A 26761-nucleotide genomic window follows, 5' to 3' on the forward strand; every position below is an offset into this window, starting at 1 on the left:
ATATCGGGCACGGTGCCATCCCGTTGAAATTACTGTGAAATTTCTCTCAGATGCTAGGGTGCTTTCGACACGAGAGTCAAGAGCGATGCGGAACGAACGGAGACAGGGCGTGGGGCGTGAGCCGTCATTGGTGGACCAGGCCTACCAAGCGCTCAAACGAGATATCCTGCAGTGCCGTCTGAAGCCAGGCGAGGTCATCATCGACGCTCGACTCGCCGAGATGTACGGCATGAGCAAGACGCCGATTCGACAGGCCATCAACGTCCTCGACCGGGAGGGCCTGGTGGTGGTGGTGCCACGCCGCGGTACGTTCGTGAAGATCGTCGACTTCACCGAGGTGCAGGACGTCTATCGACTGCGGGCGCTCCTCGAGCCCGAGGCTGCCGTCCTCGCCTCACGTCGCGCGACCGCCGAGGAGCTCGACGAGCTCGACGAGCTGAGCGAGGCGACGGTGAGCGTCGAAGCCGACAGCACGTCCCGCAACGAAGCGAATCGCATCCTTCACGTACGCATCGCCGAGGTGGCGCGCGTACCCATCCTGGTGCGAACGGTGACGGCGCTCAACGAGGAGATCGAGCGTTTCCTCAACCTGCGGAAGGAACTCGGTAAGCCCTACACCGCGGTCAATCACGGACGCATCGTCGATGCCATCCGCGGTGGTGACGAGGCGGAGATCAGGACGGTCGTGTCCGCAGGAATCGAGAGAGCCCGGGTACACATGCTTGAGGCAATGCTGGAGGGCAGCACCAGCTCCGCCGGTAGAGCGTCCTGACCTCCTTGCACCGAAGGCTTCGTGCGCGACAGCGGACGGACGCCTCGGGGCATGGATCAGTCGGAGCGGCCGGCGTCATCTCGCCACCCGGCGCTTGATCTTTTCTAGGATGGCGGCGGACGGAAATCCATTCCATCGCAGTCGACCGATGAGGGAGAGAGAGAGCATGGTTCACCGGGTCAAGGGCATCGTCGTCAAGGGCAAGAACGAGCCGGTCTCCCTCGAGACCGTGCTGGTGCCGGACCCCGGCCCCGGGGAGGCACTGGTCGACATCATCACCTGCGGCGTCTGCCACACCGACCTGCACTACAAACTCGGCGGTATCAGCGACGACTACCCCTTCCTGCTGGGCCACGAGGCCACCGGACGAGTGAGCGCCGTCGGTGAGGGCGTCACGGAGGTGTCCGTCGGCGACCGCGTGATCCTGAACTGGCGCGCCGTGTGCGGCGAGTGCCGCGCCTGCCGCAAAGGCCAGCCGCAGTACTGCTTCAACACCCACAACGCCACCCAGAAGATGACCCTGGAGGACGGCACCGAGCTGTCCCCGGCGCTGGGGATCGGCGCCTTCATCGAGAAGACCCTCGTCGCCGCGGGCCAGTGCACGAAGATCGACGAGGAGTCCGACGCCGCCGCGGTGGGCCTGCTCGGGTGTGGCGTCATGGCCGGCATCGGCGCCGCCATCAACACCGGCGCCGTGCAGCGTGGCGAGTCCGTCGCCGTCATCGGCTGCGGCGGCGTCGGCTGCGCCGCGATCGCCGGCGCGAAGCTGGCGGGGGCGACGACGATCATCGCCGTCGACATCGACCCGCAGAAGCTCGCCCAGGCCGAGCACCTGGGCGCGACCCACACCGTCAACTCCTCCGAGAGCGACCCCGTCGAGGCCATCCGGGAACTGACCGGCGGGTTCGGCGCCGACGTCGTCATCGAGGCCGTGGGCCGGCCGGAGACCTACCGGCAGGCGTTCTACGCCCGGGACCTGGCCGGCCGCGTCGTGCTCGTCGGGGTGCCCACGCCGGAAATGACGCTCGAGCTGCCGCTGCTGGACGTGTTCGGCCGCGGCGGGGCGCTCAAGTCCTCCTGGTACGGCGACTGCCTGCCCTCGCGCGACTTCCCCATGCTGGTCGACCAGTACAAGCTCGGCCGGCTCGACCTGGACGCGTTCGTCACCGAGCGGATCGGCCTGGGCGACATCGAGGCCGCCTTCGAGAAGATGCACGCCGGCACGGTGCTGCGCTCGGTGGTGGAGCTCTGATGGCGGGCAACGGGCCGACCCGCATCGACACCCTCGTCACGTCCGGCACGTTCTCGCTCGACGGCGGCACCTGGGACGTCGACAACAACGTCTACGTGATCGGCGACGACGCCGAGTGCATCGTGATCGACCCGGCGCACGACGCCGACGCCGTCGAGAAGGCGGTGGGCGGCCGGACGGTCACGGCGATCCTGCTCACGCACGGGCACGACGACCACATCGGCCAGGTTGCGCACGTCAAGGCCCGGCTGGACGCCCCGGTGTACCTGAACGCGAACGACCGGGTGCTGTGGGACCAGGTCTTCGACGACGCCGCCCCGGATCACGCCATCGAGGACGGGCAGCGGTTCACCGTCGCCGGCGCCACGCTGGAGGCGATCCACACGCCCGGCCACTCCCCCGGCTCCACCTGCTTCTACTGGGAGGACAACGCCACCCTGTTCAGCGGTGACACGCTGTTCCAGGGCGGTCCCGGCGCCACCGGCCGCTCCTACAGCGACTTCGGCACCATCGTGGACTCGATCACCAACCGCTTGCTGACGCTGCCGGCGGGGGTGACGGTGCTGACCGGGCACGGCCCGGCGACGACGATCGGCGACGAGGCCCCGCACCGACAGGAGTGGATCGACCGGGGTCACTGACCGTGCTCGTCAGGGTGTCGGCTGGTCCGCTCCGGGCAGTTCGCGCAGCGTGAGGATCTGCAGGGACCGGCCGAACGGGCCCGTCTCGTCGTGCAGCGCGGTGGAGGTGATGCCGACGCCGTCGGTCCCGAAGTCCACGGAGACGTCGAGCCCGAGCCAGCGGCCCACCGGCTCGCGCAGCAGGTGCAGCTGCAGGTCCACGTTCGGGAAGATCCAACCGCCGGCCGGGTGGACGCGGGTGGCGACGCCGTTGGCGGCGTCGGCCATGCCCATCAGGTGCTCCAGCGGGCTCGGCTCCTCACCCTGGACCAGCGCCAGGTCCGTGGTCAACCACACCCGCCCGCGACCCGGCGCGTGGTCCGGCAGCACCCGCCCGGTCAGGGACTCGATGAAGCCGCCGCCCCACTTCTCCGTCATGGGGTAGGGCTCGGCCTCCCCGGGGCCCGGCAGCGGGTCGACGGTGAGCCCGGCGACCGGCGTCGAGTCGGTCGTCGTCAGCCGCCAGCCGGTGGCCCGCACGACCGGCCGGCCGGCGGCGATCATCTCGGCCTGCACCAGTTCGATGGTGCGGCCCGGCCGCAGGGTGGTCGTCTCGATGGTGAACTCCCCGGCGGGGATGAGGCCCAGGATTTCGCACCCGATCCGTGCCAGCCGCAGCCCGGGGCGTGGCTCGTGCCGCAGCAGCGCGCGGGTGAGCAGCCCGGTGACGGGGGCCATGTGCTGCTCGTGCTCGTTCCAGGCGCCCTGGGCGGCACGGGTCGACTCCCACCTCCCGTCACCGAGGTCGCGGTAGTAGCTGCTGGGCTGCTCGGTGGACGGCGTACTGGGCGCGGCGGCACGCGCGTCGGCGGTGGGGTGAGTCACGCCCGCCACCGTATCAACCGGACGCCGCCGGCCCGCGCCGCCGGCGGGCGGTCAACGGCCGCACCGGCCCCGTCAGCGGACCGTGAGGTCGGTGCGCTGCCCGTAGGCCCAGACGAGGTGCTCGATGAACGCGTCCGGGGTGATCGCCGGGGCGAAGTCGGTGGCGGAGCCGATGGTGCCGGGGTCGAGCGGCAGGTCCAGGTCGGCGTAGACGTCGGTGATCAGACGCCGCAGGGACGCCGTGTCCTCGATGCTGACGACCGCGCTGATCACCCACGCACCGGCGATCACCCGCTGGGCGACGCCGGCGAGCTTGGCGCGGTGCAGCCCGTCGGTGCCGTACACGCTGTGCTCGCCCGCGCAGTACTCGCCCGGCAGCTCGCCGATGCCGGCACCGACCCCGGCGCGCTCGAGGGCGTCCGCGATCACGGCGGAGAACTCGCCGTAGCGCTGCTGGGAGCCGACGATGGCGTCGGTCGCGGGCTCCACGTGGTCGATGACGACGGCACCCTCGTCGTAGATCGCCACCCGGCCGCCGGACTTGCGCACGACGGGCGCGTACCCGGCCTCCTGGCAGCGGGCGGCGGCGGCGGCGTACCCGGGCAGCCGCACGTCGCGTTGCCCGAAGGCGGCGGTGGGGCGCGGCCGGTAGATCCGCATCGTGGGGGCTACGGCGCCGTCGCGCGCGGCGGAGAGCAGGTGCAGCGCGTAGTCGAGGTCCTGCCGCGCGCCGAAGGAGGTGTCCTGCACCACGACCTCGAGGTGCCCGGTGAACAGGCCCTCAGCCATGTCGTCTCGTCTCCGCCCGGTCCGCACCCATATCCACAGGATGCCACGGCCCCTGTCGCCCGGTGCGGCGGCGCGACATCATGGGACCATGGCCAGCCACGCGAGCACCGTCGACGCCCTCCTGGACGCCTGCGGCACCACCTTCGCCGAGGATGCCGGGATCACCCTGCGGGACACCCCGGCCCCGCTGTACCAGCTGCTCGTGCTCGTCACCCTACTGTCGACCCGGATCAAGGCCGACATCGCCGTGGCGGGAGCGCGGGAACTGTTCGGCGCGGGCTGGACCACGCCCGAGCGGCTCCGGGAGTCGACCTGGCAGCAGCGGGTCGACGCCCTCGGCCGCGCCCACTACCGGCGCTACGACGAGGGCACCGCCACCCGGTTGGGCGAGGGGGCGGACCTGCTGCTGGAGCGCTGGCACGGGGACCTGCGTCGGCTGCGGGACGAGGCCGGGGACACGGCGGGCGTGCTGAAGGCACTGCAGGAGTTCCCCGGCATCGGGCCGACCGGGGCGGCGATCTTCTGCCGGGAGGCGCAGGGCGTGTGGCCGTCACTCGCGCCGTTCGCCGACCGGCGGGTCGCCGACGGGGCCGGGAAGCTCGGTCTGCCCACCGACGCGGCGGCCCTCGCCGCGCTCGTCGGGACGGAGGACCTCCCCCTGCTGGTCGCGGCGTGCGTGCGGGTCGCGCTGGACGACGGGCTGGCCGAGCGGGTGCTCAGCGCCCGGTGAGCAGCTCGACCGTCGCGCGGTCGGGGCTGATGCCGGTCTCGATCACGCGACCGCGCCGGAACCGGTTGACGACGCGCGGGTCGACGTAGCTGTTGCGCGCCATGGCCGGGGTGTTGTGCAGGGTCTCGGCGGTCTCGCGCATGGCACGGGAGACGGCGCGCGCCTTGGCGCTGTCCGAGGCTGAGGCGCCGACCGTGCGCGCCGCGTCGGCGAGGCTCAGGGCCGCGGTGACCGTCCCCTTCCAGGTGCGGAAGTCCTTGGCGGTGAACTCGCCGCCGGCGATGTCGGCGATGTAGTGGTTGATGTCCGTGCTGGTCAGGCCCACTCGCTTGCGGCCGACCCGGTAGGAGAGGAATCGCTTGTTTCCGCCCTGGCCGCCGCGGTCGCGGGCGTAGGCCGCCAGCTGGTCGTCCTCGATCAGCAGGTCCCATTCCTTGCCGGACTTGCCGCGGAACTTGAGCCGGACGGTGTCGCTGTTCTCATCGACCGAGACGTGGCGGGCCAGCAGGGTGGACACCCCGTAGGAGCCGTTGTCCCGGGCGTATCGCTGGCCGCCGATGCGCAGGGAACCGTGGTCGAAGAGCCGCACGGCCGCGGCGAGGCACCGCAGTCGCTCGTCCTCCTGCTGGGCGATGTCGCGGGAGACGGCGCGCCGCACGCGGGTCATCCGCGAGCCGAGGTCGAGCGACCGCTCGTACTTGACGCTGGAGCGCCGGCCGGTCCAGCGCTCGTGGTAGATGTACTGGCGGCGGCCGGCGGCGTCGGTCCCGATCGCCTGGATGTGCTCCCGCTCGGTGGGGGCGATCCACACGTCCTTCCAGGCCGGAGGGATGGCGAGGGCGGCGAAGCGCTCCTTGAGGGCGTCGTCGGTGACGTTGGTGCCGTTCCAGTCGAGGTATTCGAAGCCCTTGCCGCGGCCTCTGCGGACGAATCCGGGGCCGCTCGGCCGGGCCCGCTTCAGTCGCTGGTTCCGCGTCGCGGCCACCGGCCCTCCCGTCGTCCGTACCACGCCCGCCGTTCATCAGCAGGCTTGCTGTGTGTGCCAGCCTACGGCACGATGTCTCGCTCATCGAGAGGAACCGGCGAGCGGTCCCGGACCGCCCGCCCGCCGGTCAGACGTCGCGCCAGTCGTCGCTGGTGAGGTGGGAGCCGGCCTGCGGGCCCATCTGCAGCATGCCGCCGTCGACGGGCCAGGAGGCGCCGGTGACGTAGCTGGCCGCCGGGGAGGCGAGGAAGCCGATCACGGCGGCGATCTCATCGGGGCTGCCGGGACGGCCGAGCGGGATGCCGGGCCGCTTCTCGCGGAAGGCGTCCGCGGCCTCGGAGTCGTTCATCGGGGTTGCGATCTCGCCGGGGGCGACGGCGTTGACGGTGATGCCGTGCCGGCCGAGTTCGAGGGCCATGGTCTTGACCAGGCCGCCGAGGCCGTGCTTGGAGACGTCGTAGGCGGAGGCGCCGACGCGGGGCTGGGTCTCGTGGACGCTGGTGACGACGACGATGCGGCCGCCGTCGCCCGCGTCGACCATCCGGCGGGCGGCGCGCTGGAGGCACACGAAGGCGCCGGTGAGGTTGGTGTCGACGGTGGTGCGCCAGGTGTCGAGGTCCAGGTCGAGGAAGGGGGTGCCGTCGCCCGTGCCGGAGTTGTTGACGAAGACGTCCAGGCCGCCCAGGTCCTCCGCGAGGGCGTCGATGACGTCGCCGCAGCCGTGCAGGTCGCTGGTGTCCAACTGCCGGACGGCGGCCTGGCGACCGGCGTCGCGGACCGCGGCCGCGGTCTGCTCGGCGCCCTCCCGGTCGGAGTGCCAGGTGATTCCGACATCCATGCCCGCGCGGGCAAGGGCGATGGCGGTCGAACGGCCGATGCCGGAATCGGATCCGGTGACGATGGCTCGGCGCGGGGTGAAGGCCACGGCATGCTCCTGACGGTGTCGAGGGCGGCCCGCCGAGCGACGGGCCCATAAGCATGCTTTCGAACTGACGGGCAATCGTGCAAGAGTGAGTACATGAGTAGCAATCCCGACCCGGAGGACGAGCGCATCACCGGCCTGGAGCCCGGCGGGGGTGTGCCGCCCGGTGAGACGCCGCCGGCGGAGGGCAGCATGGCCGAGGACGTCGGTCACGAGGAGGAGAAGGGCAAGGCTCCTCGCGCGTTCAACGCGCTGTGGATCGTGGCGATCGCCATCATCGTGGTCCTGATGCTGCTGTTCTTCGTGGGCCGGGCGGTCGGCCTGTTCGGCATGACGACGGGTTCGGGCGCCGTCCTCGTACCCGCCTTCGCGACGCTGCTCCGTTAGCCGCCGTCGCGCAAGCCGTTCTTCTCGCGGGTGTCTGCCGCTAGCGGGTCGGCAGGCCGCAGGCCCAGCCGTTCGGATCGGTGGCGCAGTCGTCGGCGACGTTGGCCGCCCGTGCCCGCCAGATCGTGAGGCCCACCGGGGCACTGTCCACGCTGATGGTGCCGGGGATCGGCTGGTAGGGACGGCCGTTGTAGGTGTATTCGCCGCGATAGATGGTGCTCACGGTGACGCCAACGCTCCCGGTGGTGCGGTAGACGTGACTGGTCGGGGTCCTGGTTCCCCACCGATCGCGGGCGATGGGTGCCCCCGGACTCTGGACCGGTCCCAGGCTGGTGCCATCGCCGTAGTGGAAGGTGTAGGCGATCGGGATCGCGCGGATGGTGACGTCGAAGGTCTGGATGCGCGTGGTGAAGGTCTGGGTGCGGGAGACGGCGTAGACGTTGGTCTCGGCCCCCCGCAGGGTGTGAGGGGACGGCTGGACGACACTCGAGGCTGCCAGCACGTTGAGCCGTTTCAGGTCGGCGAGCGTGACGGTGGGTGAGGTGATCCTGGCGGGCTTCCCGTCCGGTGAGGCCAGGACCGGCAGAGCGTCCAGGCTGCAGAAGACGCTGCCGACGGCCTCCCAGTCCCCGGTCTTACCGTTGACGGTCGCCCGCACCGATGTCCGGAGCCCGAAGTTTCCCGGGCGCTTGTCGCAGACACTCTCCGATATGCAGGTCTGATTCGGGTTGTTGCCACTGCAGATCTCGCGATATTCGACCTCGTAGGAGATCTTGGGTCCAACCTGTGGAACGATCAGAATCGGCGCGCCGGCCGGGATATCCACGCCCTTCACAGACACCGTGCTGGAACCCGCACGACCGAGCACGATTTGCTTGTGAGCGTTGTCCATAGTGGGTCCAAACCCGGCCAGCGGGAGGGATTGACCACCCGGAGGCGTGGTGACCGGAGCTGTGGGGTCTTCGCCAACCGCCGTTGCGGGAGCCGCGAACGCTAGCAACGCCGATAGGATGATTGCGGCCTGCGCGATAAGTCTAGCCCTCAAGGCGATCATAGTTCATCAAACCCCAGCGCCCGTTAACAAAATTCGCATAGAGCAGGAGGGAGTAGCGAGCGACATTTGGATTCCTCGCCTTCGGGACTCCCACCGAATCAAAAACTGTGTATGGCTGCTGAGTGAGACGAGCCATCACAACGTAGTTGCCGTTGATGTCCGGGACCAACCGATCGACCAGCTGCAACTCGCTGGTGATCTTCCCTCCCGCTCCCCAACCGTCCTTAGGCACGCTCTTCGTGAAGGCGTCGTATAGCGCCGTGCAGTCGACGCAGGCCCGAGATGTTGCGGCCTGGGCTGGAGAGATGTCATCGGTTTCATACGCATACGAGAGCGCGTCGACCCAGTACTTCGAGTAGGCCAGTAGTCCCGCTTCCGTCTTCTGTTTCGCGGCGGCGGGCATGACCGGTTTCGGTAGATTTCGCGCCGGGCCCTTGGCGCTGCCCGCGGTGGGGCGCGGGTCGGGCGTCGGCGTCGCACTGACCGAGGGGGACGCCGTGCCGCTGGTCGAGGCCACGGGTGACGCCGTCGTCCCGCCGGAGGCCGCCGGGCTGCCCGTGGTCGTGCCTCCCGGGTCCCCCGTGCAGCCGAACAGCGTCGGCCCCACAGCCAGGAGCACCGCCACCGCGCCGGCCGCCGGGACGGAACGCCGCCACCGGGTTCCCGCCGCCGTCGAATGAGTTCTCGCAGACACCATGTGTCCCCCGCTCGGTCAGCCCGACCGGATCGTTCCTCCGGTCAGGATTCACCACCGCGCACACCGCCACGCTCGTGCGTCACAGCGTACCCGAGCGCGTGACGGGAGACACAGGGTTATCCACAGCTCACGTGAGACCGAGCCGATGCATCATCTCCTCGTCGAGCGGCGGCTGTTCCGCCGGCGGCAGGTAGAGGGTCGAGACGCCCGAGAGCTGGTCCGCCCGCAGCTCGGCCAGCGTCGTCAGGCGGATCTCGGGAGGCAGGTGGCTCACGGTGGACGCGTCATAGATGACCACCGGGTGATCCGGCGCGTAGAACCGGCCCAGGTACTCGGTGAGGACGCCGAAGTTCTGCCGCCCGTACCCGGAGAAGCTGAATCCGTCGTCGCCGGCGCACTCCGCCTGCCACACCAACACGTGACTGGTCGGGTCGAGGGTCCGGCCACGGATCAGCAGGTCCGTCGCGTCCACCGTCTGCAGGCCGTGACTGGACGGGTCGATGCCGAGGTCGGCGAACAGGCTGTCCTGCGCCGAGACGGCCGGGAGCATGACGGCGGCGTGCCCCTCCTCGCGCGCGGCGCGGATCGCCCGGTGCGTCGCCCACGCGAAGATGCCCGGGTGCCCGTAGAACACCACGCACACCCGCAGCCCCTCGCGCACCGAGCCCATGATGGTCTCGAGCATCTCCAGATAGGTCTGCAGCCGCGGCTTGTCGTCCGCGTACAGGCCGTACAAACTGTGCGCCCGCGGATTGAGCTGGTGCAGGTGCAGTTCCGTCGCCGGGTCCGCCACGCAGTAGTGCACGACGTCGGCGAGCTGGATCTGCCGCTGCGCGCCGAGGCCCAGGTCCGTGATCGGCGTGATCCCGGACCCGATGACGAACAACCGGCCGCGGCCCTGATGGGACTCCCGCGCGAAGTAGTCGATCGCCGCCTGGACCTGCAGGTCGATCAGCTCCTTCCACGAACTCTGATTGGTCGTCGTCGACGTGTTGTCGCTCGTGTTCGTGTACGTCGTCGTCTCGTGGGTGGTGTTCGTGCTCTGCGTGTACGTGGTCTGGATGTTGTACGACGTGGTGTTGAAGTTGTTCGTGTTGATGGTGATCGGGTCGATCGCGGTCGTGCCCGGCTTCAGCTTGTCCGTGACCAGCGGGGCCAGGCCCGCACGCTCGAGTTCCCGCTGCGCCTCCAGGCGCATCCGGCCGCGAAGGTTCTCGAGCACGGCGTACCCGCTGGTCTCGTCGATGCCGCGACCGGCGAGATAGGCGTTCGGGTCGACCCGGTAGCGTTCGGCCGCGACGGGGTCGGCGAGTTCGACGAGCAGCGACGTGAGCGGTGTCGGCGCCAGCCGTGGCCCTCCCCCCGGCACGCTGTCGGCCGGCCGGGAGCGCCGTCCGACGGGCCGGGTCGCCGCGGTGATCCGCGCCGCTTCGGTCACCGTCCTGCCCGTCCACTGCTCGCTGACCCGCCGCGCCTGCCGCAGCACCCGCTGCGACCGGCCGGCCGCGCCCGGGCGCAGCGCGTCGAGCAGCGCGTGCACCCGGCCGACGACGTCGGCGTCGATGGTGCGCTCCGGCTCCCGGATCAGCGCGGCGGCGTCCAGCAGCAGCCCGTCCAGCGCGTCGCCGACGTGCGGTTGGGTGGCGAGCCGGTCCAGTCGCGGCACCTGCCCGCTCAGTTCCTCCCACCAGTCGGTCAACCCGCCGTACCGGCCGAAGGTCGAGTCCCGGAACCGGCGCAGCTGGTCCAGGGCCTCCTCCCGGTCCGCGGCGCCGACGCTCGACCGCCGGGCCGCCGTCGTGCGCGTCGAGAACAGCGCGTCGAGCGAGCAGTCGAGCTGCGGGATGCCGCGGAAGTAGCCGAACAGTTCCCAGTCCCCGTCGCCGGAGTCGTCGCCGGACCAGCGGCGGGAGAAGTCGATGACCGGGGTGTCCTCCAGTTCGTCGCCCGTCGTCGTGAACGCCTCGGTGCCCACCGAGTCGTCATTGTCGCCGAACGTGCCGTACCAGAGCAGCTCGAACCCGCTCATCCCGTTCTTGACGGCGGCCCGGACCGCGGTGGCGGCCGCCGCCTTGACCTCGTCGATCCGCTCCTTGATCTGCTCCTTGGTCGGAGCGGCGAGCGCGTGCTGGAACGAGGCGGCGACCTTGACGACGGCGAGCCGCACGGCGTCCACGTACGCGTCGTACCCGGTGGTGGCGAGGGAGTCGGGCCAGCCGTCCTCCTCCATCAGGGTCACCACGACGCCGGCGATGCCCGGGATCGAGTCGTCCCCGAGCAGCGCACGGAGGCCAGGGTCGAGAACGGGGATGGGCCGCAGCGTCGTGCGCCACGACCCCAGGTCCCCGTCGATCGACACCTGGTCCCCCTCGTCCACGTCGGTCGTGCCGAGATTGCCGTGCCCGCCGGTGCGCGATTCGATGGTCGGCGAGCCGATCAGCCCGCCCCCGGTGACGACGGCGAAGTTGTCGCCGTCGACCTTGAAGAACACGGGCCACAGGTAGGGCTCGGCGTTGCCCGGACCGTCGCCCTCGTCGTGGCAGTACAGGTGGTCCAGGACGATGTCGCAGGTCAGGATCGGATTGCTCACCGCGATTCACCTTCTTCCCGCTCGTCGCCGACGACGTCGGCCTCCTCGTGCCGGGGGGCGCGGAGCCGGCGGCGGGTGGTGGCCAGGCCGAATCCGGTCTCCTCCACCCAGCTGAAGTCGTAGCACCACTTGGTGACGGTGCGCGTGCAGGTGTCGAACCACTGCCACGGCCACGGTCCCGGGCACCAGTACCGTTCGGTCACTTTCACTTGCTGAGGCATGACGTCCCCCGTTCCTGGGAGTGAGGCGCGGCGCCGCTCGGGCGCACGATGGCGACGTCGGCCGTGGCGGCGGACGTCAGGGGGCGGGTCGGCGTCCGATCCGCGGCAGGCGGAGCCTGTCCAGCCGCGCGGCGCGGCGTTCGCATGCCGGGCACGGGGCGATGCCCAGGGCGGAGGTGAGGTCCTTGACGAGTTCGCCGGCTCCGACGGTGTCCCGCGCGCGGAACCGGTGGAGGGCGATGCGGCGGGATTGCCAGCGGTGGTGGTCCGCCGGCCAGGGGCGAGGTTGTTCGACACTCATGTGCGCCTCCCACGGATCGACCGGCGGGGACGCTCGGCCCCGGCCGCGGTCGTCGGCACGAATCGTACGCGCGGCGACGTGGTGAAACCATCAGCCGGTTGCCTTTCCGGTGGCAGCGGTCGTGCCGATAGTCGTCCGTGCATCCGTCACACCGGTGAGGGGTGCGCGGTGCGCCAGGGTGCGGCGCCGCCTGACCGTTCGACGAAGGAGTGTCCAGTGAAGTCGTTTGCGTGCGGTGACGTCGTGCCGGGTTGCGAGGCGCGCTGGGTGTGCAGCACGGAGGAGGAGATCCTCTTCCAGGTGGCCCAGCACGCCGCCGGCGCTCACGGTCTGACGGAGGTGTCGCCCGAACTCGCCGCGTCCGTGCGCGACGCCATCGTCACGGTCCGCTGACCGACCCCGCTTCCGGGGCGAGCGCGGTCTGGGCCGCCCGCCTGCGCGACGTCCTCTCGGGTGAGGCAATGGCGCGGGACGCGTTCGACAGCGCGTACCAACCCATCGTCGACGTCGCGCGGGGCACCGTGGTGGGCTACGAGGCGCTGGCCCGGTTTCCCGGTTTCGAGGAGCGCAACCCGGAACGCTGGTTCGCGGTCGCCCGCGAGCACGGGTGCGCGGCCGAGCTGGAGGCGGCCGCGCTGCGGTGCGCCCTGCGGCAGCGGCGGGCCCTGCCGCCGAACTGCTTCCTCACGGTCAACGTCTCCCCCGATCTGCTCGGCACCACCCCGGTGCGAGCGGTGTGGCGGGACGCCGCCGGCGAGGGCAACGGGGACCTGCGGGGCCTCGTGGTCGAGCTGACCGAGCAGGCCCCCATCGAGTCCTATGCCGATCTGGAGGCAGACCTGGACCTGCTGCGCTCGGCCGGAGCGCTGATCGCCGTCGACGACGCCGGGTCCGGGTACGCCGGACTGCAGCACCTCGTGCGGCTGCGGCCCTCGCTGATCAAGATCGATCGGGCCCTGATCCAGGACGTCGACCTCGACGAGACCAAGCGCGCCCTCGTCGAGATGCTCGGGACGTTCGCCAGCAGGATCGACGCGTGGCTGCTGGCGGAGGGCATCGAACGGGCCGAGGAGCTGGCCACCCTGGCCGCCCTCGGGGTGCCGCTCGCGCAGGGTTACCACCTCGGTCGGCCGGGACCGCCGTGGGTCCCGATCGAGCCCGCCGTCGGGTTGCGGCTCGCCTCGGCGGCGCACCCGCACCGGACGGCGGAGCGGGAGTTCCCTGGGGAGCGCACCGTCGAGGCGGCGCTGGAGGTGGTGCCGACCGTCACGGACGTGACGGCGGCGCCCGGCCTGTTCCGCGGCGGTGCGCACCTGCACGCCGTCGTCCTGATCGACGAGCGAGACCGGCCCCTGGCCGTGATGGAGTCGACCGTCGATCTGTACGCGGTGGCGCCCGGCCTGCGGGTCAACGTGCACACCCCGCTGAGCGAGGCGCTCGAACGCGCCGTCACCCGGCCCCGTGCGCAGCGGTTCGAGCCGCTGCTGGTGACCGACGCGGCGGGCCGTTACCTCGGGATCGCCCGGATGGAGCGGCTCATCATGGCCGTGACGACGCAGGTTCCCTGAGCGACCCGCGACGGGACCTTCCCCCACCCGGCGACGGCGAGGCACGGCGCCTCTACACTGGCGCCATGACTGCGGATGCGAATGCCGGTGGTGTGGAACAGCTTCCCGAGCACGCGTGCTGGGAAGCGCTGCGGTCGGCGGAGGTGGGGCGGCTCGCGGTGGTCGTGGAGGACCACCCGGAGATCTTCCCGGTCAACTTCGTCGTGGACCACGGGACCGTGGTGTTCCGCAGCGCCGAGGGCAGCAAGGTCGACGCGGCGCTCTCGGGCCGGGCGCTGGCGTTCGAGGCGGATGGGGTGAGCAACGGGCAGGCGTGGAGCGTGATGGTCAAGGGCTTCGCGGAGTGGCCGCACGACGTCGACGACGCGGTCGCCGCGGCGGCGTTGCCGCTGTTCCCGTGGCAGGCCGGGGAGAAGAACCGGTTCGTGCGGGTGGTCCCGACCGAGGTGAGCGGCCGCCGCTTCGCCGTTCGCACCGCGGACTGAGCTCTCAGTCCCGCCCGCGCAGCCGCTCCATCTCCCGGCGGTCCTTCTTGGTGGGCCGTCCGGCGCCGCGATCCCGTACCGGCACCTGCGGGATGGTGACGCGGGGCCGCTCCGGGGTGTGGTCGATGTAGCACTGGGCCGCCACGGGGGCGCCGACGCGCTTGGCGATGAGGCGCGTGACCTCGAGGGTGCGGTCGAACCCGTGCTGGCGAACCCGTACGGTCGCCCCGGGCACGACAGGCTGGGCGGCCTTGACCGGATTGCCGTCGAGTCTCACGTGCCCGGCCCGGCAGGCGGCCGTCGCCTCCGACCGGGTCTTGTAGAGCCGCACCGCCCACAGCCAGGCGTCGATGCGCACGGATCCCGTCATTCGGGCAAGGCTACCGTCGACTGCAACTGCTCCTGGGTGTGCTCGAGGATGTCGATCAGCAGACCCTTCGCCACCGCGAGCAGGTCCGCGACCGCCGGGTAGGCGAGCCGGTAGAACACCTGGCTGCCCTGCCGGTCGGCGACCACGAGGTTGTGCCGACGCAGCACGCCCAGGTGCTGGGAAAGGAGGGAAGCCTCCAGGTTCATGTCGGCCAGGAAATCGCTGACGGCGACGGGCTGATCTGCGGCCGAGAGGATCTCGAGGACGCGTACCCGCACCGGATGGGCGAGTCCCTTGAAGAGGTTGGCCTTGACCTCGTAGAGGGGACGCCGAGAGTTGGAGAACGGATCCACGCGATGACGGTTTCACGGATTGACTAATTCGTCAATCCATGAAACCGTTGTCCCGTTGAGTCGGTGGCCACGATGGTACGGGGGCGAATCATCGCGACGGGGGGACGTCGACGCTGAGGCGGTACCGCCGCTGACCACGACACGCAACGGGCCGCCCGGGTCTTTGGATCCGGGCGGCCCGTTGTGCGTTCGTCACGGCGTCGCGTATCGCGCGTACTGAGTCGTGTATCGCCCGTACTGAGGGAAATCAGAACGGTGGGTCTTCCGGATCCGCGACGTAGGTGCGACCGGCCGGCGACGTCCAGGTCAGCCGTGCCGCAGCCTCGCGACGATCGACCTCAGCGAACCAGCCTGATCGGGGTGCCGCGGAGGAGCGTGCCGCATCATCGGTCCCCGTACCCGGATCGGCCCCTTCCTGCTCCCGGCCGGCGAGCGATGGGCAACGCAGCGTGTCGTCGGGGGTCCAGGATCCCCTGCTCGACGGCGATCGTCCCGGGCCGTCGACCTCCACCGACCACCCGGACTGGTGCTTGAGCACGTGGTGCTTGCGACACAGGTGCGCCAGGTTGTCGGCCTCGGTCCTGCCGCCGTCGACCCACGCGGTGACATGGTCGACGTCGCACCGGTCCGCGAGTCTGCGGCACCCGGGGAAGCGGCAGGTCACATCCCGTACGGCGAGGGCGCGGCGGAGCTGTTGGGGGATCCGGTACTGCCGCCCGTCGGCGACCGCCACCGGGATCACCGTCGTCGGCAACGGCCCGGCTCCCGCCTCGTGCAACGGCGGTGAAGAAGTGGCTTCGGGCAAGCGGTCACGCATCGGTGGGTGCGGCGACGGACCGTCGCGCGTCGGTGGTGAGCCACCGGCGGTGACCACGAGGCTGAACGACACCGCGAGGCCGGCGAGTCGACGTGCTTCCTCAGCGGCGATGGGACCGAGTGGGCTGAGGTCACCGGGGTGGCCGTCGCCGAGCAGGGTGGCCGCCGGAACGGTCAGGACTACCTGCGGCACGGGGGCGACGTCCCGCACGACCGCCCGACTCGCGTCGTCATCGGGCACGGGTGCCGGCCGAGTTCTTCCGCCGGTGGGTCCCCGTCGGGCCGGTTGCCCGTCGGCCGGCTGGGCCGGTTGCCCGTCGGGCGACGACGGCGCCGCTGCCCCGCTCAGACCCGCTGTCAAGACGTCCACGTCGCTGACGAGGCCGCCGAGGAGGTCGGTGAGCACGTCCGCGCGCAGCTGGGCCACGGTACGGTTCTTCGCTGCGGACGGCGCGTCTTCCGCACACTCGGTCTGCTGGAGCGATCGCGCGAGAGCAGACAGTCGGCCGTCGATCCGGTAGGCGACGGCCGACGGGAGCAGCGCGCTCAACCGAGCCATGCCGTCGCGGTCGGGGCTGATGCGGACGAAGCGTTCGGTCAGGGCAGCGGAGTGCCGCTGGGAGAACGTCTGCGGGTGGCACTGCTCGTGGAGCCGGCGGGCACGAGCGGAGAGCTTGCTCCTGCCGTCTCCCCGTCGGGCGGCGTCGAGCAGACCGTTCTCCGTGGCCTCGATGGCGTGCAGGAGCTGGTCGTGCGTCGCTTCGTCAGGGGCGGAGGCGAGGTCAGCGGCGTAGTCACCGACCTCGGCGGCGATCAGCGATGCGGCAGGCGCGGCGATCTCACCGTTGCGCAGCGCCGCGTCCGTCGACGTCAGCCGCTCGGCGAGCAACTCCGCACCGATGAGCATCCCGTGGGCGGCCGCCTCGCTGATGCGAAGCGCGCAGGCGATCTCGGCGACACCGCTCCGCTCCCCCACCGCCACGCGTTGAGCGCGTGACAGCCCGTGCTGACCGAGACGGTCGAGGTCGTCGTCGAGCTCGGGATGCGCGTCGACCCACCGCGTCTGCTCGGCGCACGATGCCCGCATGGTCTGCAGGATCAGTCGATTCTTCGCCCAGGCCAGCAGCGACTCGAGTCGGCGAACGACGTCGAGCGCCCCGACCGAGGCGGTCAGGTCCGGCAGGCCGTCCGCGCCCGACGAGGCCGCGCGGAGGATTCCGGCCAGGGCGTCGACCGGCTCGACGGCAGGATCCTGCGACCCGGCACTCTCGACGTGATCGGGGTGGCCGGTACCCGCGGCCCGCGGCGTCGTCGCGGCCAGGAGGCTCACCGCATCGGGCAGCCCGGGGAGCACAGCCGTCGTCGGCCTGCTCTGCTGCATCGGGAAGCCCGCTTCGCCTTCCATGAATCGAGTCAATCAGGCGCCACCGACAGAACTCGCCGCGGGTGGCATCCGGCCGAAGAAGTCTCGTGATCGACGACCACGATCCGCGTCGAAGATGGCGGCGATCGCCGGGACTGGCCGCGCACCCTGGCCGGGGCCGACCGACAGCGGGAACGACCGCCAGAGGGCGCCGATGGAGGGGCGGCTATGCCGTCCGGTAGCGCTGGGCGCTCAGGGCGATGCGGTCGGCATTGACGAGCATGCGGGCCCGGGCCTCGGTGCTGACGACGTGAGTCTCCCCCGAGGACGCCATCGGCACCACGAACTTGCCGTTCTCCTCGGTGTAGCCCTTGGGGGCGCGGGCGGCGTGCATCGGTCGATTCGCCGTCGACGTGGCGACCGGAACGAGCTGCGGCTGTCATCGCTGCCTCCTCCGTCGCTCATTCGTACCTCCCGCCGTCCTCCACCGTCGAGAGTCACCGTAGCCGCCGGCGCCGACAGAACTGTCGCAGCGCGCGCTGCAGCCGTCACCGCTTCCGGTGAACCTGACACACTCGACCCATGCGTGAGCTCGTCGTCCTCGGCACCGCCTCCCAGGTGCCCACCCGCACGCGCAACCACAACGGGTATCTGCTGCGGTGGGACGGCGAGGGGCTGCTGTTCGACCCGGGCGAGGGCACGCAGCGGCAGATGATCCTCGCCGGCGTCTCGGCCAGCCAGGTCACCCGCATCTGCCTCACCCACGTGCACGGCGACCACTGCTACGGCCTGCCGGGCGTACTCTCGCGGATGGCGCTCGACGGGGTGTCCCACCCGGTGCATCTGCACTACCCCGCGTCCGGCGAGTCGGTGGTGGCGGCCCTCGTCTCCCTCGCCTCCCCCGGCGTCGACCTGCGCCTCCACCCTCACGGCGGTCCCGGCGAGTTCGCCGACGGCCTGCACGTGCGCCCACTGGACCACCGGATCGAGGCCTACGGCTACCGGCTGGTCGAGCCCGACGGGCGGACGCTGCTACCGGAGCGGCTGGCGGACGCCGGGATCGCCGGACCCGACGTCGGGCGCCTGCAGCGCGGGGGCAGCGTCGACGGCGTCCGTCTCGAGGACGTCAGCGTGCCGCGGCCCGGCCAGCGGTTCGCGTTCGTCATGGACACCGCGCCGTGCGTGGGGGCCGAGGAGCTGGCCGACGGCGCCGACGTGCTCGTCGCCGAGTCGACCTTCGCGGACGACGACGCCGAGCTGGCCGCGCAGTACCGGCACCTCACGGCGGGTCAGGCCGGCGCGCTGGCGGGACGCGCCGGCGTCGGGACGCTGGTGCTCACGCACTTCTCGTCCCGGTACACCGACGTCGAGCCGTTGGCCGCGCAGGCGAGAGCGCACGCCCCGGACACGACCGTCCTCGCCGCCGGCGACCTCGACCGGATCGATTTCCCGAAGCGGCGCTCCCCTCCTGACCTGCGCGGACACCACCGGCTAGGGTGACCGGTATGACACAGCCCGGCTCGGGGATGCCGCTGCGTGACTACCGCATCCATCGCTACGTCAACGCGTTCTGTCCCCGGTGCCACGAGGAACGGCCCGAGCAACCCCTCGCCGACGTCCGCCGGCTGTCGGGCTGGCTCGCCGACCGGGACGGGCAGATCTGGCTCGAGCGGGGCTGTCCCGAGCACGGCCTGATCAGCACCCTCTACGACGAGTCGGCCGAGATCCTCACCTACCTCGAGCAGTGGACGGCCCCGACCAAGGTGCACGGGCCGGACACGCTCGGCAACTTCAAGCCGGTGCCCTCGGCGTACGAGGACGGGCTGCCCCAGATGCAGACCCAGCACACCTGCATCCTGCTCGAGGACCTCACCGACCACTGCAATCTGCGCTGCCCCACCTGCTTCGCCGAGTCCGGCCCAGCCGCGGCCGCCGTCGCCCCGCTCGCCGAGGTCCTCGCCTCCGTCGACGCGCGGCTGGCCAGGGAGAACGACCGGATCGACGTCCTCATGCTGTCCGGCGGCGAGCCCACCCTGTATCCGTGGCTCGAGCAGCTGCTGGAGCACCTTGTCGCCCGGCCCGTCGTGCGCATCCTGATCAACTCCAACGGCCTGCGGATCGCCCAGGACGACGCGCTCGTCGCCACCCTGAAGAAGCACCGCGAGCGGGTGGAGATCTACCTGCAGTACGACGGCGAGTCCGCCGAGTCCGCAGCGTTCCACCGCGGCGCCGACATCCGCCGGTTCAAGCAGCGCGCCATCGAGCGGCTCTCGGCCGCCGGCGTCTTCATGACCCTGACGATGACGGCGACCAAGGGTGTGAACGACGACGAGATCGGCGCCGTCATCCGCACCGCGATGGCGACGCCGTACGTCGGCGGCGTCACCGTGCAGCCGGTGTTCGGCTCCGGGCGCTCCGCCGGCGTCGACCCGACCGACCGGCTCACCCACACCGGCGTCCTCGCCCGGCTCGGTCCGCAGACCAACGACGAGATCACCTGGCGCGACCTGACCGCCCTGCCCTGCAGCCACCCGCACTGCTGTTCCGTCGGCTACCTGCTCGAGGACGACAGCGGGACGTGGCGGTCGCTGACGTCGCTGATCGGGCACGAGCGGCTCAAGCAGTTCCTCGACCTGCAGCCGGACCTCATCGCCAACCGGATCGCCGACTCCAACGTCAACGCCAGCATCCGCGCCGTCGTGAAGAACTCGCTGCTGGACCTGCTGAGCGAGCAGTCCTCGCTCTCGCACCCGTCGATGAGCGACATCTGGCGGGACATCTGCGTGAACTGCGATCTCGGCATCGGCACCCTGGCCACGCTCGCGGCGTCCAGGCTGCCCGGCCAGCACCAGCGGCTGCGCGCCATGATGGGCGAACGCGTGCTGCGCATCACCGTCAAGCCGTTCATGGACATCAACACGATGATCGAGGAGCGGCTCACCCAGTGCTGCGTGCATGTCGCGACCGTCAACGAGTCAAGCGGCGCCCACCAGTGCGCGCCGTTCTGCGCGGTGCAGGCCTGGACGCCGCTCTCCCGGACGAGGATCTCGACGGCGACCGGCGCGACGACGGCCGGGGACGGACGTCGGCAGCTGCCGGTGAGCGTGCGGTGAGCCCGTCATGAGCGACTACGCGCACCTGAACCAGTACGACGACGCCGTGGGCCGACCGGCGCCGTTCGACCCGCTCCGGCTGTGCGTGGTCACGACGGTCGCGGCGATCGCCTGTGTGGCCGGGCCGCTGGCGGTCCTGGTCTTCGCGCTGGTGGCGATCGGCGGGTACCTGCGGGCGCGGCGTGCCGGGCTGATGCGGTCGAAGTGCCGGCTCGGCGACACGAGGCTGGTGATCGCGTATCTGGCGGTGATCGCCGTCGCGTCCGTGGCCGCAATCCCGCTGTGGGTGACGATGTGGCTGTCGCTGATTCCGGAGGTGACGCGATGATTCCGACGCTGGCCGACCTGATCCCGGGGCTTCCGCCGCTGGGGATGCACTCCGTCATGGTGGCGCTGGCCTTCGCGGCGGCCGGCGTCGTCTTCTCGATCGAACGACGACGACGGGGCGTCACCGATCCGCGGATCGCGTACGTCGTGCTCGGCTGCGTCGCCGGCGCCGCGCTGGCCGCGCGGCTCGGCACCTGGTTCCAGCACCTGAACCCGGCCGAGAACCTCAGCCTGGTCGACCAGTTGCTGCACGGCAACGCGTCGTTCCTCGCGGCGCTCTTCGGGGCGTGGATCGGGGTGCACGTGTCCAAGGCGATCGTGGGCTACCCCGACCGGACCGGTGACCTGTTCGCCCCGGCCGTGGCGCTGGCGATGGCGATCGGCCGGGTCGGGTGCCTGCTGACGGAGAACCCCGGGCTGCCCACCGGATCCGGGTGGGGCATCGTGCTCGACCCGGCCGCCGCGGCCCGCGTAGGCGCGCCCGCCGGCGTCGGACTGCATCCGAGCTTCGTCTACGAGATCGCGTTCCACCTGGTGGCGTTCGGCGTGCTCTGGTTGTGGCTGCGGTTCACGCCGGTCGCGCCGGGCGAGCTGCTGACGCTGTACATCGCCGCGTACGCGGGCTTCCGGTTCCTCATCGAGTTCGTGCGCGACAACGACGTCGCGTGGCTGGGCCTGACGCGACCCCAGCTGTTCCTCGCGGTGACGATCCCGGTGCTGCTCGTGCGGATCGCCCTGCTGGTGCGCCGCGGGGCGTTCGACGGCGTGCTTCCGGGCTCACGTCGTTCGGCTTCCGGTGAGGCGGGTGTGACGCGTGAGCGACACGCCTGAGGAGCCGTGGCGGCCGGAGGAGCGGTCGGGTGCCCCGGAGCGACCGGGTGACCCCGTGCCGCCCGGGGCACCGGTCCCGCCCGAGCCGGCGCCGTTGCTCCCCCCGGCGCCACCGGTCTCCGGAGGCGCTCCCGGTAACCCCTATGGGCCGCCGGCCTCGGCTCCGGGTTCCCCCGGGATGAGCACCGGAGCGGGCGTCGGCATCGGCGTCGGTATCGGCTGCGGCGCGATGGTCCTCGCGACCGTCATCGGGCTGGTGACGCTGTCGGCGATCGCCACCGTCCTGCCCGGCCCGATCGGCTTCCTGTGGCCGTTCATCGCGATCCTCGTGGTCGGCGTCGTCATGATGTTCTCGCCGAGGACGAGGCCGATCGCGACCGGGATCCTGATCGTGACCCTCGTGTTCTCCATCGTCGTCATCGGCCCGTGTGTGGGGCTGCTGAGCGGCGAGCTGTAGTCATTCGCGTCCGCGGCCCGGAGGAGCCACCAGATCGATGGGCTTCGCCCTCTGGACTCGGCGCCCCTGTTCTCTCAGGCTTGCTCGTATGCGAGAAGTCATCAGCACCCCCGATGCTCCACGCTCTTCGCTGTACAGCCAGGGCATCAAAGCGGATGGCCATGTCTACGTCTCAGGACTCGTCGGCATCGACGTCCGGTCGGGAGAGCTGGCGGGACCGACCATTCAGGAGCAGACCCGTCAATCGCTGGCCAACTGTGAGTCCGTTCTGACCGCGGCGGGTGCCAACCTCGATGACGTGGTGGAGGTCGGGATCCTGCTTGCCGACCCGAGCGACTTCGCCGGGATGAACGAGGAGTGGGCACGGTGGTTCCCCGCCGACCCGCCGGCGCGATACGTGGCGAAACTGGGCGCGGTGATCCCCGGGGTGCTCGTGTCGATCCGCATGGCCGCGGTCGTCGGTTCCTGATGCCGTCACAGGGATGGCGGTAGCAGAACTGCCCTGACGGCATGAGCGTGACGAGCGCCCGCCGCATCGATCGACTCGCCGCCGTCGAAGGGGTCCCCTTGCTGGCCCACGACCTCGGCGATTTCCAGATCGTCAACGACCTGGTCGACGTCCTGCTAAGGCGTCGCTGCCCCAGGATGGCGACCCGCGTTGATTCGACGCCCTGCCCGCAGTTTGAAAACACTCGGCGGTCACTTCTTACGAAGGATGCCACCGATCGGGCACACTTACCCCAGAACTCACGGGGGTGACATGGGCTCTTGTGCGACGCTTGATCGCAACACAGGGTGGGAGCGTACTGAGACCGACCTCAGCCGCGCCGTGCAGGACGGTGCCACCGTGCCCGTCTCGTTCGAGCCGCGCCTGATCAAGGTGCAGCTCGCGGCCGGTGTCGACGAGGAGACGCTCGTCGCCGCCGCTGACGAGGCCACCCTCGGGCTCGACGTCACCGAGCGGTCGCGGATGGAGCAGAGCGTCGCTGTCCTCAACGCCGTCTACGGGGCGCCGGAGCGGATCACCGCCCTGGCCGCCGATCTGGTGGCGCACTGGGAGGCCCGTCGGGAGGCGATGCGGCCGTTCATCGAGGTGCCGGGCAAGGCGATGATCGTCGGCGTCACCCGTGAGGTGTGCGCGCGGCTGTACGCGGAGATCGTCAAGCTGCGGCCAGAGTGGCACTCCGACGAGCTGGATCGCGGCGTCATCAAGGTCGTCTACTCGGGCGACGCGACCGACCTGCCGCCCGTCTCCGCCCACGTACGCCGGGACTCGGAGAACGCGACCATCAAGCAGCGGCTCAAGGACCCCGACGACGAGCTGGAGCTGGTGATCGTCAAGGACATGATGCTCACCGGGTACGACTCCCCACCGCTGCACACCCTGTACCTGGACCGACCGCTCAAGGGCGCGCTGCTGATGCAGACGCTGGCACGGGTGAACCGGACATTCCGCGGCAAGTCCGACGGGTTGCTGGTGGCGTACGCGCCGCTGGCGGAGAACCCGAGCAAGGCGCTGGCCGAGTACACGCCGACGGACCGGGAGAACAAGCCGGTGGGGCGGAACGTCGACGAGGCGGTGGCCCTGGCGACCACGCTGGTCGGCCAGATTCGGGCGCTGCTGGTCGGGCATGACTGGCAGTCGGCTGCGGCGCGTGGTGGGCTGAAGGGGTACATCGACGCGCTCCTCGGTGCAGTCAACTACCTGCGGTCGCCGGAGACGCCGGGCAACCAGGTCTCCAAATCGGCCGACTCGCTTGCCGTCCGATTCCGCTCGCTGTCCGGTCAGCTGTCCCGGGCGTGGGCGCTGGCGTGTGGTCGGGAAACGCTGGCTTCGCTGCTCGGCGAGATCCGGGCGTGCGAGCAGATGCGCGTGTGGATGGCGAAGTTCGACGCGCAGGAGCGGCAGGACAGCGGGCAGCCGGTGCCGGCAGACATCCAGCGCATGCTCGCCGGACTGATCGACACGGCGACGGCGACCGGCGACGTGCTCGACATCTACGCGGCCGCCGGCCTGCCGAAGCCCTCGCTGGACGACCTGACGCCCGAATTCTTCCAGAAGGCACAGCAGGCGAAGAACCCGTCGCTGGCGATCGAGGCGCTGCGGAAGCTGGTGTCCGAGGAGTCGGCGCGCACGACGCGAAACAACACGATCCGGCAGCGCCTGTTCTCGGAGCGGATCACCGAGCTGATGACGAAATACACCAACCAGCAGCTGACCTCGGCCGAGGTGATCTCGGAGATGCTCGAGCTGGCGCAGGAGCTGGTGAAGGAGCTGGCGCAGGAGCTGGTGAAGGAGGCGGACCGCGGGAAGCAGTTCACTCCCCCGCTGTCGTCCGACGAGCTGACCTTCTACGACGCGGTGTCGCAGAACGACTCGGCCGTTTCCGTGCAGGGCGAGGGCGTCCTGGCGGACATCGCCCGCGAGCTGGTGGCGGTGATGCGGCGGGACGTGCGGACGGACTGGACTGTGCGCGACGACGTCCGGGCCAAGCTGAGGTCGTCGATCAAGAGGCTGCTAGCGAAGCACGACTACCCGCCGGACAAGGCACCCGAGGCCATTGTGCTGGTCATGGAGCAGATGGAGTCGATGGCGGCACGATACGTCGCGTGATCAGACACCCAGATGCGAGTATCCAGTCGCGCAGAGGTAGCCGGATATCCACTGATTACGTCGATCAAAAAAGATTATGACCAGAGGCACTTCAAGAATCGAGAGCAGTCTTGGGCAATGACGATTACACCGAACGGAGTTCGCGCGAAGCGGTCGACGACGCGCTTACCAATAAAGCGGGGGCCCGGGCTCGAAAGAAGGCAGCGCTAGCCCTCGGAGATGCGATGATCGAAACCGGAGAGATCCTTTGGCATGCAGGATACTTCGTTGGACCCGATCGCGTAATTGGCGACTGGCCAAGCGAATTCGGAAGTAACAGCGTCGTCGGAATTTCTACTGCCTTGCAAATTGGCGGCGAACTGATTGAAAGTTCCGCGCGTTTACTCGAAGCCGAGAAGCGCTATGCTGCGATGGCGTTGATTCGACAAGTCGTTGAAGTTGAATATCTCGGGTGGGCATTTGCGGAAGACGCCAATCGGACCGCTGCGACGTGGCTCCATGCCGATTCTGAAGAGCGACGAAAGTTGTGGCAGCCTCGCCACCTCCGCGATTCATCCTCAGGCTTGTTTCGCGGAAGTGACTACGCACTTCATTGCGAACGGGGCGGACACCCAACTCCGGAAGCCCGGCGATTTCTCCCCGGACATTCGGACGTAATTGATGAAGGATTCATCTGGTACGAAATTTGCGTCCACGGCGGCAGTGCCTGGGACTACTTTATGACGGCACTAGACCGCCAACCGAGTTCGACTCCATTCCAGGATCACATCGAAAGCTTGAAGTCTTTCTCCACCTTCCGAAAGGCGTGGGAGAATTGGCAAGCGGATGACATGCTGATCGACCTTGTAGGAACAGACCCGATGACTTAGCTCGTTGAGTACTTATGCTTCCGAGACGGCAGCGACGGGCGGCACCGAAGTGCCGCCCGCCGTCGTCTTAGGTCAGTTTGACAGAACTCAGAAGTCCCAGTCCTCGTCCTCCGTCGCCACGGCCTTGCCGATGACGTAGGACGAGCCGGAGCCCGAGAAGAAGTCGTGGTTCTCGTCCGCGTTCGGGGACAGCGCCGAGAGGATCGCCGGGTTCACGTCGGTCACCGAGGACGGGAACATCGCCTCGTAGCCCAGGTTCATCAGCGCCTTGTTGGCGTTGTAGTGCAGGAACTTCTTGACGTCCTCGCTCAGGCCCACCTCGTCGTACAGGGCGTGCGTGTACTGGACCTCGTTCTCGTACAGCTCGAACAGCAGCTCGAACGTGTAGTCCTTCAGCTCGGCGCGCTTCTCCGGCGTCGCGATCTCCAGGCCACGCTGGTACTTGTAGCCGATGTAGTAGCCGTGCACGGCCTCGTCACGGATGATCAGCCGGATCATGTCGGCGGTGTTCGTCAGCTTGGCCCGGGACGACCAGTACATCGGCAGGTAGAAGCCCGAGTAGAACAGGAACGACTCCAGCAGTGTCGACGCCACCTTGCGCTTGAGCGGCTCGTCGCCCTGGTAGTAGTCCATGACGATCTGCGCCTTGCGCTGCAGGAACTCGTTCTCCGTCGACCAGCGGAACGAGTCGTCGATGTCCTTCGTCGAGGACAGCGTCGAGAAGATCGACGAGTAGCTCTTCGCGTGCACCGACTCCATGAACGCGATGTTGGTGTACACCGCCTCCTCGTGCGGGGTGATCGCGTCCGGGATCAGCGAGACCGCGCCCACCGTGCCCTGGATGGTGTCCAGCAGTGTCAGGCCTGTGAACACCCGCATGGTCAGCTGCTGCTCGTCCGCGGTGAGGGTGTGCCACGACTGGATGTCGTTGGACACCGGCACCTTCTCGGGCAGCCAGAAGTTGTTGACCAACCGGTTCCACACCTCGACGTCCTTGTCGTCCTGGATGCGGTTCCAGTTGATCGCCTGGACGTGGTCGACCAGCTTCAAGTTCTCAACCATGACTTCCTCTGCTTGCATGCTCTTCGAGAAGGTGCGACTGATGGGCGGGACTTCGCCCCGCCCGTCAGCCATAGTCACACGTACTGTGTGATCGTGCCGGACGGGTTCGACACCGCCGCACTGTTCTTGACGAACCTACCGGTGGCCACAGACCTCACGACGGCCCGGCTGTTGGAGGTTCCTGCGCCGACGCGCTCCGACGTCGTGCTCCCGGGCCACCGGCCCTTCGTCGCGTTCGAAACGAATCGTCCAGTGCGCGCACTTCGGTTCACTGTTCGTCCTCGTGCCATGATCTACCTCCTCGGTAGTCAGGCCCCGCTTGGAGTTG

32 protein-coding genes are annotated in these 26761 nt (G+C 69.7%); 18 read left to right on the top strand and 14 right to left on the bottom strand.

The genetic code is table 11. From position 1 onward, the window contains the following. Window positions 1-109: 109 nt before the first annotated feature. From IEX22_RS04240 to IEX22_RS04250, 3 genes are all read left to right on the top strand, one after another. Entirely contained in the window at window positions 110-772 is a 663-nt protein-coding gene (locus IEX22_RS04240) for a GntR family transcriptional regulator (RefSeq protein ID WP_188666720.1), read from the top strand. Between the two features lie 166 nt (window positions 773-938). Further along, the gene (locus IEX22_RS04245) at window positions 939-2024 is read left to right on the top strand and encodes an S-(hydroxymethyl)mycothiol dehydrogenase (protein ID WP_188666722.1); all 1086 of its coding nucleotides are present in this window, start codon (window positions 939-941) and stop codon (window positions 2022-2024) included. Next, entirely contained in the window at window positions 2024-2665 is a 642-nt protein-coding gene (locus tag IEX22_RS04250; protein WP_188666724.1) for an MBL fold metallo-hydrolase, read from the top strand. Before IEX22_RS04245 ends, IEX22_RS04250 begins: the two co-directional genes overlap by 1 nt. 9 nt (window positions 2666-2674) lie before the next feature. Here IEX22_RS04250 and IEX22_RS04255 read toward each other — a convergent pair whose 3' ends face one another. Further along, window positions 2675-3529, bottom strand: a complete 855-nt coding sequence (locus IEX22_RS04255; RefSeq protein ID WP_229659770.1) for a thioesterase family protein — start codon at window positions 3527-3529, stop codon at window positions 2675-2677. 72 nt (window positions 3530-3601) lie between these two features. Then, entirely contained in the window at window positions 3602-4318 is a 717-nt protein-coding gene (locus IEX22_RS04260; protein WP_188666726.1) for a lipoyl protein ligase domain-containing protein, read from the bottom strand. Between the two features lie 88 nt (window positions 4319-4406). Here IEX22_RS04260 and IEX22_RS04265 point away from each other — a divergent pair, with 88 nt between their 5' ends. After that, complete coding sequence (locus IEX22_RS04265) at window positions 4407-5048, top strand: endonuclease (protein WP_188666728.1); 642 nt, start codon at window positions 4407-4409, stop codon at window positions 5046-5048. Here the strand turns inward: IEX22_RS04265 and IEX22_RS04270 are convergent. After that, the gene (locus tag IEX22_RS04270; protein WP_188666730.1) at window positions 5035-6033 is read right to left on the bottom strand and encodes a DNA topoisomerase IB; all 999 of its coding nucleotides are present in this window, start codon (window positions 6031-6033) and stop codon (window positions 5035-5037) included. The genes IEX22_RS04265 and IEX22_RS04270 overlap by 14 nt on opposite strands. Window positions 6034-6160: 127 nt before the next feature. After that, complete coding sequence (locus tag IEX22_RS04275; RefSeq protein ID WP_188666732.1) at window positions 6161-6958, bottom strand: SDR family oxidoreductase; 798 nt, start codon at window positions 6956-6958, stop codon at window positions 6161-6163. Between the two features lie 93 nt (window positions 6959-7051). Here IEX22_RS04275 and IEX22_RS04280 point away from each other — a divergent pair, with 93 nt between their 5' ends. Continuing rightward, entirely contained in the window at window positions 7052-7342 is a 291-nt protein-coding gene (locus IEX22_RS04280; RefSeq protein WP_188666733.1) for a DUF6480 family protein, read from the top strand. A gap of 40 nt (window positions 7343-7382) precedes the next feature. Here the strand turns inward: IEX22_RS04280 and IEX22_RS04285 are convergent, their stop codons facing one another. Both IEX22_RS04285 and IEX22_RS04290 read right to left on the bottom strand, forming a co-directional pair. Then, the gene (locus IEX22_RS04285) at window positions 7383-8234 is read right to left on the bottom strand and encodes a hypothetical protein (protein ID WP_188666735.1); all 852 of its coding nucleotides are present in this window, start codon (window positions 8232-8234) and stop codon (window positions 7383-7385) included. Between the two features lie 142 nt (window positions 8235-8376). Then, window positions 8377-8799, bottom strand: a complete 423-nt coding sequence (locus tag IEX22_RS04290; protein WP_188666737.1) for a DUF6318 family protein — start codon at window positions 8797-8799, stop codon at window positions 8377-8379. 31 nt (window positions 8800-8830) lie between these two features. On the opposite strand from IEX22_RS04290, the gene IEX22_RS04295 reads away from it, so the two are divergent. Beyond that, window positions 8831-9076: a hypothetical protein gene (locus IEX22_RS04295; protein ID WP_188666739.1), complete on the top strand. Its 246-nt coding sequence runs from the start codon at window positions 8831-8833 to the stop codon at window positions 9074-9076. A gap of 144 nt (window positions 9077-9220) precedes the next feature. On the opposite strand, the gene IEX22_RS04300 is transcribed toward IEX22_RS04295, so the two are convergent. From IEX22_RS04300 to IEX22_RS04310, 3 genes are all read right to left on the bottom strand, one after another. After that, the gene (locus IEX22_RS04300; RefSeq protein ID WP_188666740.1) at window positions 9221-11683 is read right to left on the bottom strand and encodes an SAM-dependent methyltransferase; all 2463 of its coding nucleotides are present in this window, start codon (window positions 11681-11683) and stop codon (window positions 9221-9223) included. Continuing rightward, the gene (locus tag IEX22_RS04305; RefSeq protein ID WP_188666743.1) at window positions 11680-11904 is read right to left on the bottom strand and encodes a hypothetical protein; all 225 of its coding nucleotides are present in this window, start codon (window positions 11902-11904) and stop codon (window positions 11680-11682) included. Before IEX22_RS04305 ends, IEX22_RS04300 begins: the two co-directional genes overlap by 4 nt. Window positions 11905-11980: 76 nt before the next feature. Beyond that, window positions 11981-12205: a hypothetical protein gene (locus IEX22_RS04310; RefSeq protein WP_188666745.1), complete on the bottom strand. Its 225-nt coding sequence runs from the start codon at window positions 12203-12205 to the stop codon at window positions 11981-11983. 216 nt (window positions 12206-12421) lie between these two features. Between IEX22_RS04310 and IEX22_RS04315 the strand changes: the two genes are divergently transcribed. The 3 genes from IEX22_RS04315 (at window position 12422) to IEX22_RS04325 (ending at window position 14258) form a co-directional block, all read left to right on the top strand. Next, window positions 12422-12598: a DUF1059 domain-containing protein gene (locus IEX22_RS04315; RefSeq protein ID WP_188666746.1), complete on the top strand. Its 177-nt coding sequence runs from the start codon at window positions 12422-12424 to the stop codon at window positions 12596-12598. A gap of 68 nt (window positions 12599-12666) precedes the next feature. Further along, a complete protein-coding gene (locus IEX22_RS04320; RefSeq protein ID WP_188666748.1) occupies window positions 12667-13773 on the top strand; it encodes an EAL domain-containing protein in 1107 nt (368 codons plus the stop codon). Between the two features lie 65 nt (window positions 13774-13838). Further along, entirely contained in the window at window positions 13839-14258 is a 420-nt protein-coding gene (locus tag IEX22_RS04325; protein ID WP_188666750.1) for a pyridoxamine 5'-phosphate oxidase family protein, read from the top strand. Window positions 14259-14262: 4 nt separating this feature from the next. On the opposite strand, the gene IEX22_RS04330 is transcribed toward IEX22_RS04325, so the two are convergent. The 4 genes from IEX22_RS04330 to IEX22_RS04345 form a co-directional block, all read right to left on the bottom strand. Continuing rightward, on the bottom strand, window positions 14263-14628 hold the full coding sequence (locus IEX22_RS04330; protein ID WP_188666752.1) for an RNA-binding S4 domain-containing protein: 366 nt from the start codon (window positions 14626-14628) through the stop codon (window positions 14263-14265). Then, window positions 14625-14981: an ArsR/SmtB family transcription factor gene (locus IEX22_RS04335; protein ID WP_188666754.1), complete on the bottom strand. Its 357-nt coding sequence runs from the start codon at window positions 14979-14981 to the stop codon at window positions 14625-14627. Before IEX22_RS04335 ends, IEX22_RS04330 begins: the two co-directional genes overlap by 4 nt. Before the next feature lie 247 nt (window positions 14982-15228). Continuing rightward, a complete protein-coding gene (locus IEX22_RS04340) occupies window positions 15229-17202 on the bottom strand; it encodes an HNH endonuclease signature motif containing protein (protein WP_188666756.1) in 1974 nt (657 codons plus the stop codon). A 184-nt stretch (window positions 17203-17386) separates the two neighbouring features. Next, a complete protein-coding gene (locus tag IEX22_RS04345; protein WP_188666763.1) occupies window positions 17387-17554 on the bottom strand; it encodes a hypothetical protein in 168 nt (55 codons plus the stop codon). Window positions 17555-17742: 188 nt separating this feature from the next. Between IEX22_RS04345 and IEX22_RS04350 the strand changes: the two genes are divergently transcribed. The 9 genes from IEX22_RS04350 to IEX22_RS04390 all read left to right on the top strand — a co-directional run bounded on the left by IEX22_RS04350 (window position 17743) and on the right by IEX22_RS04390 (window position 25371). Continuing rightward, window positions 17743-18660, top strand: coding sequence for a ribonuclease Z (locus IEX22_RS04350; RefSeq protein WP_188666765.1), 918 nt, complete (start codon window positions 17743-17745; stop codon window positions 18658-18660). A 5-nt stretch (window positions 18661-18665) separates the two neighbouring features. Next, a complete protein-coding gene (locus IEX22_RS04355) occupies window positions 18666-20273 on the top strand; it encodes a radical SAM protein (protein ID WP_188666766.1) in 1608 nt (535 codons plus the stop codon). 7 nt (window positions 20274-20280) lie between these two features. Beyond that, window positions 20281-20601, top strand: a complete 321-nt coding sequence (locus tag IEX22_RS04360; protein WP_188666768.1) for a hypothetical protein — start codon at window positions 20281-20283, stop codon at window positions 20599-20601. Continuing rightward, a complete protein-coding gene (locus tag IEX22_RS04365) occupies window positions 20598-21431 on the top strand; it encodes a prolipoprotein diacylglyceryl transferase (protein ID WP_188666770.1) in 834 nt (277 codons plus the stop codon). The genes IEX22_RS04360 and IEX22_RS04365 overlap by 4 nt, the downstream gene beginning before the upstream one ends. A 178-nt stretch (window positions 21432-21609) precedes the next feature. Next, entirely contained in the window at window positions 21610-21888 is a 279-nt protein-coding gene (locus IEX22_RS04370) for a hypothetical protein (protein ID WP_188666772.1), read from the top strand. 88 nt (window positions 21889-21976) lie between these two features. After that, window positions 21977-22357 (top strand): RidA family protein, encoded by a 381-nt coding sequence (locus tag IEX22_RS04375; RefSeq protein ID WP_188666774.1) that lies wholly within the window; start codon window positions 21977-21979, stop codon window positions 22355-22357. 41 nt (window positions 22358-22398) lie between these two features. After that, on the top strand, window positions 22399-22647 hold the full coding sequence (locus IEX22_RS04380) for a hypothetical protein (protein WP_188667111.1): 249 nt from the start codon (window positions 22399-22401) through the stop codon (window positions 22645-22647). A gap of 88 nt (window positions 22648-22735) precedes the next feature. After that, a complete protein-coding gene (locus IEX22_RS04385; protein ID WP_229659771.1) occupies window positions 22736-24502 on the top strand; it encodes a type I restriction enzyme endonuclease domain-containing protein in 1767 nt (588 codons plus the stop codon). Window positions 24503-24612: 110 nt separating this feature from the next. Then, entirely contained in the window at window positions 24613-25371 is a 759-nt protein-coding gene (locus IEX22_RS04390; protein ID WP_188666777.1) for a hypothetical protein, read from the top strand. A gap of 87 nt (window positions 25372-25458) precedes the next feature. Here IEX22_RS04390 and nrdF read toward each other — a convergent pair whose 3' ends face one another. Beyond that, the gene (gene nrdF, locus IEX22_RS04395; RefSeq protein ID WP_188666778.1) at window positions 25459-26433 is read right to left on the bottom strand and encodes a class 1b ribonucleoside-diphosphate reductase subunit beta; all 975 of its coding nucleotides are present in this window, start codon (window positions 26431-26433) and stop codon (window positions 25459-25461) included. Between the last annotated feature and the right edge of the window lie 328 nt (window positions 26434-26761).

It is taken from the genome of Tersicoccus solisilvae (assembly GCF_014643255.1).
GTDB classification, from domain to species: domain Bacteria; phylum Actinomycetota; class Actinomycetes; order Actinomycetales; family Micrococcaceae; genus Tersicoccus; species Tersicoccus solisilvae.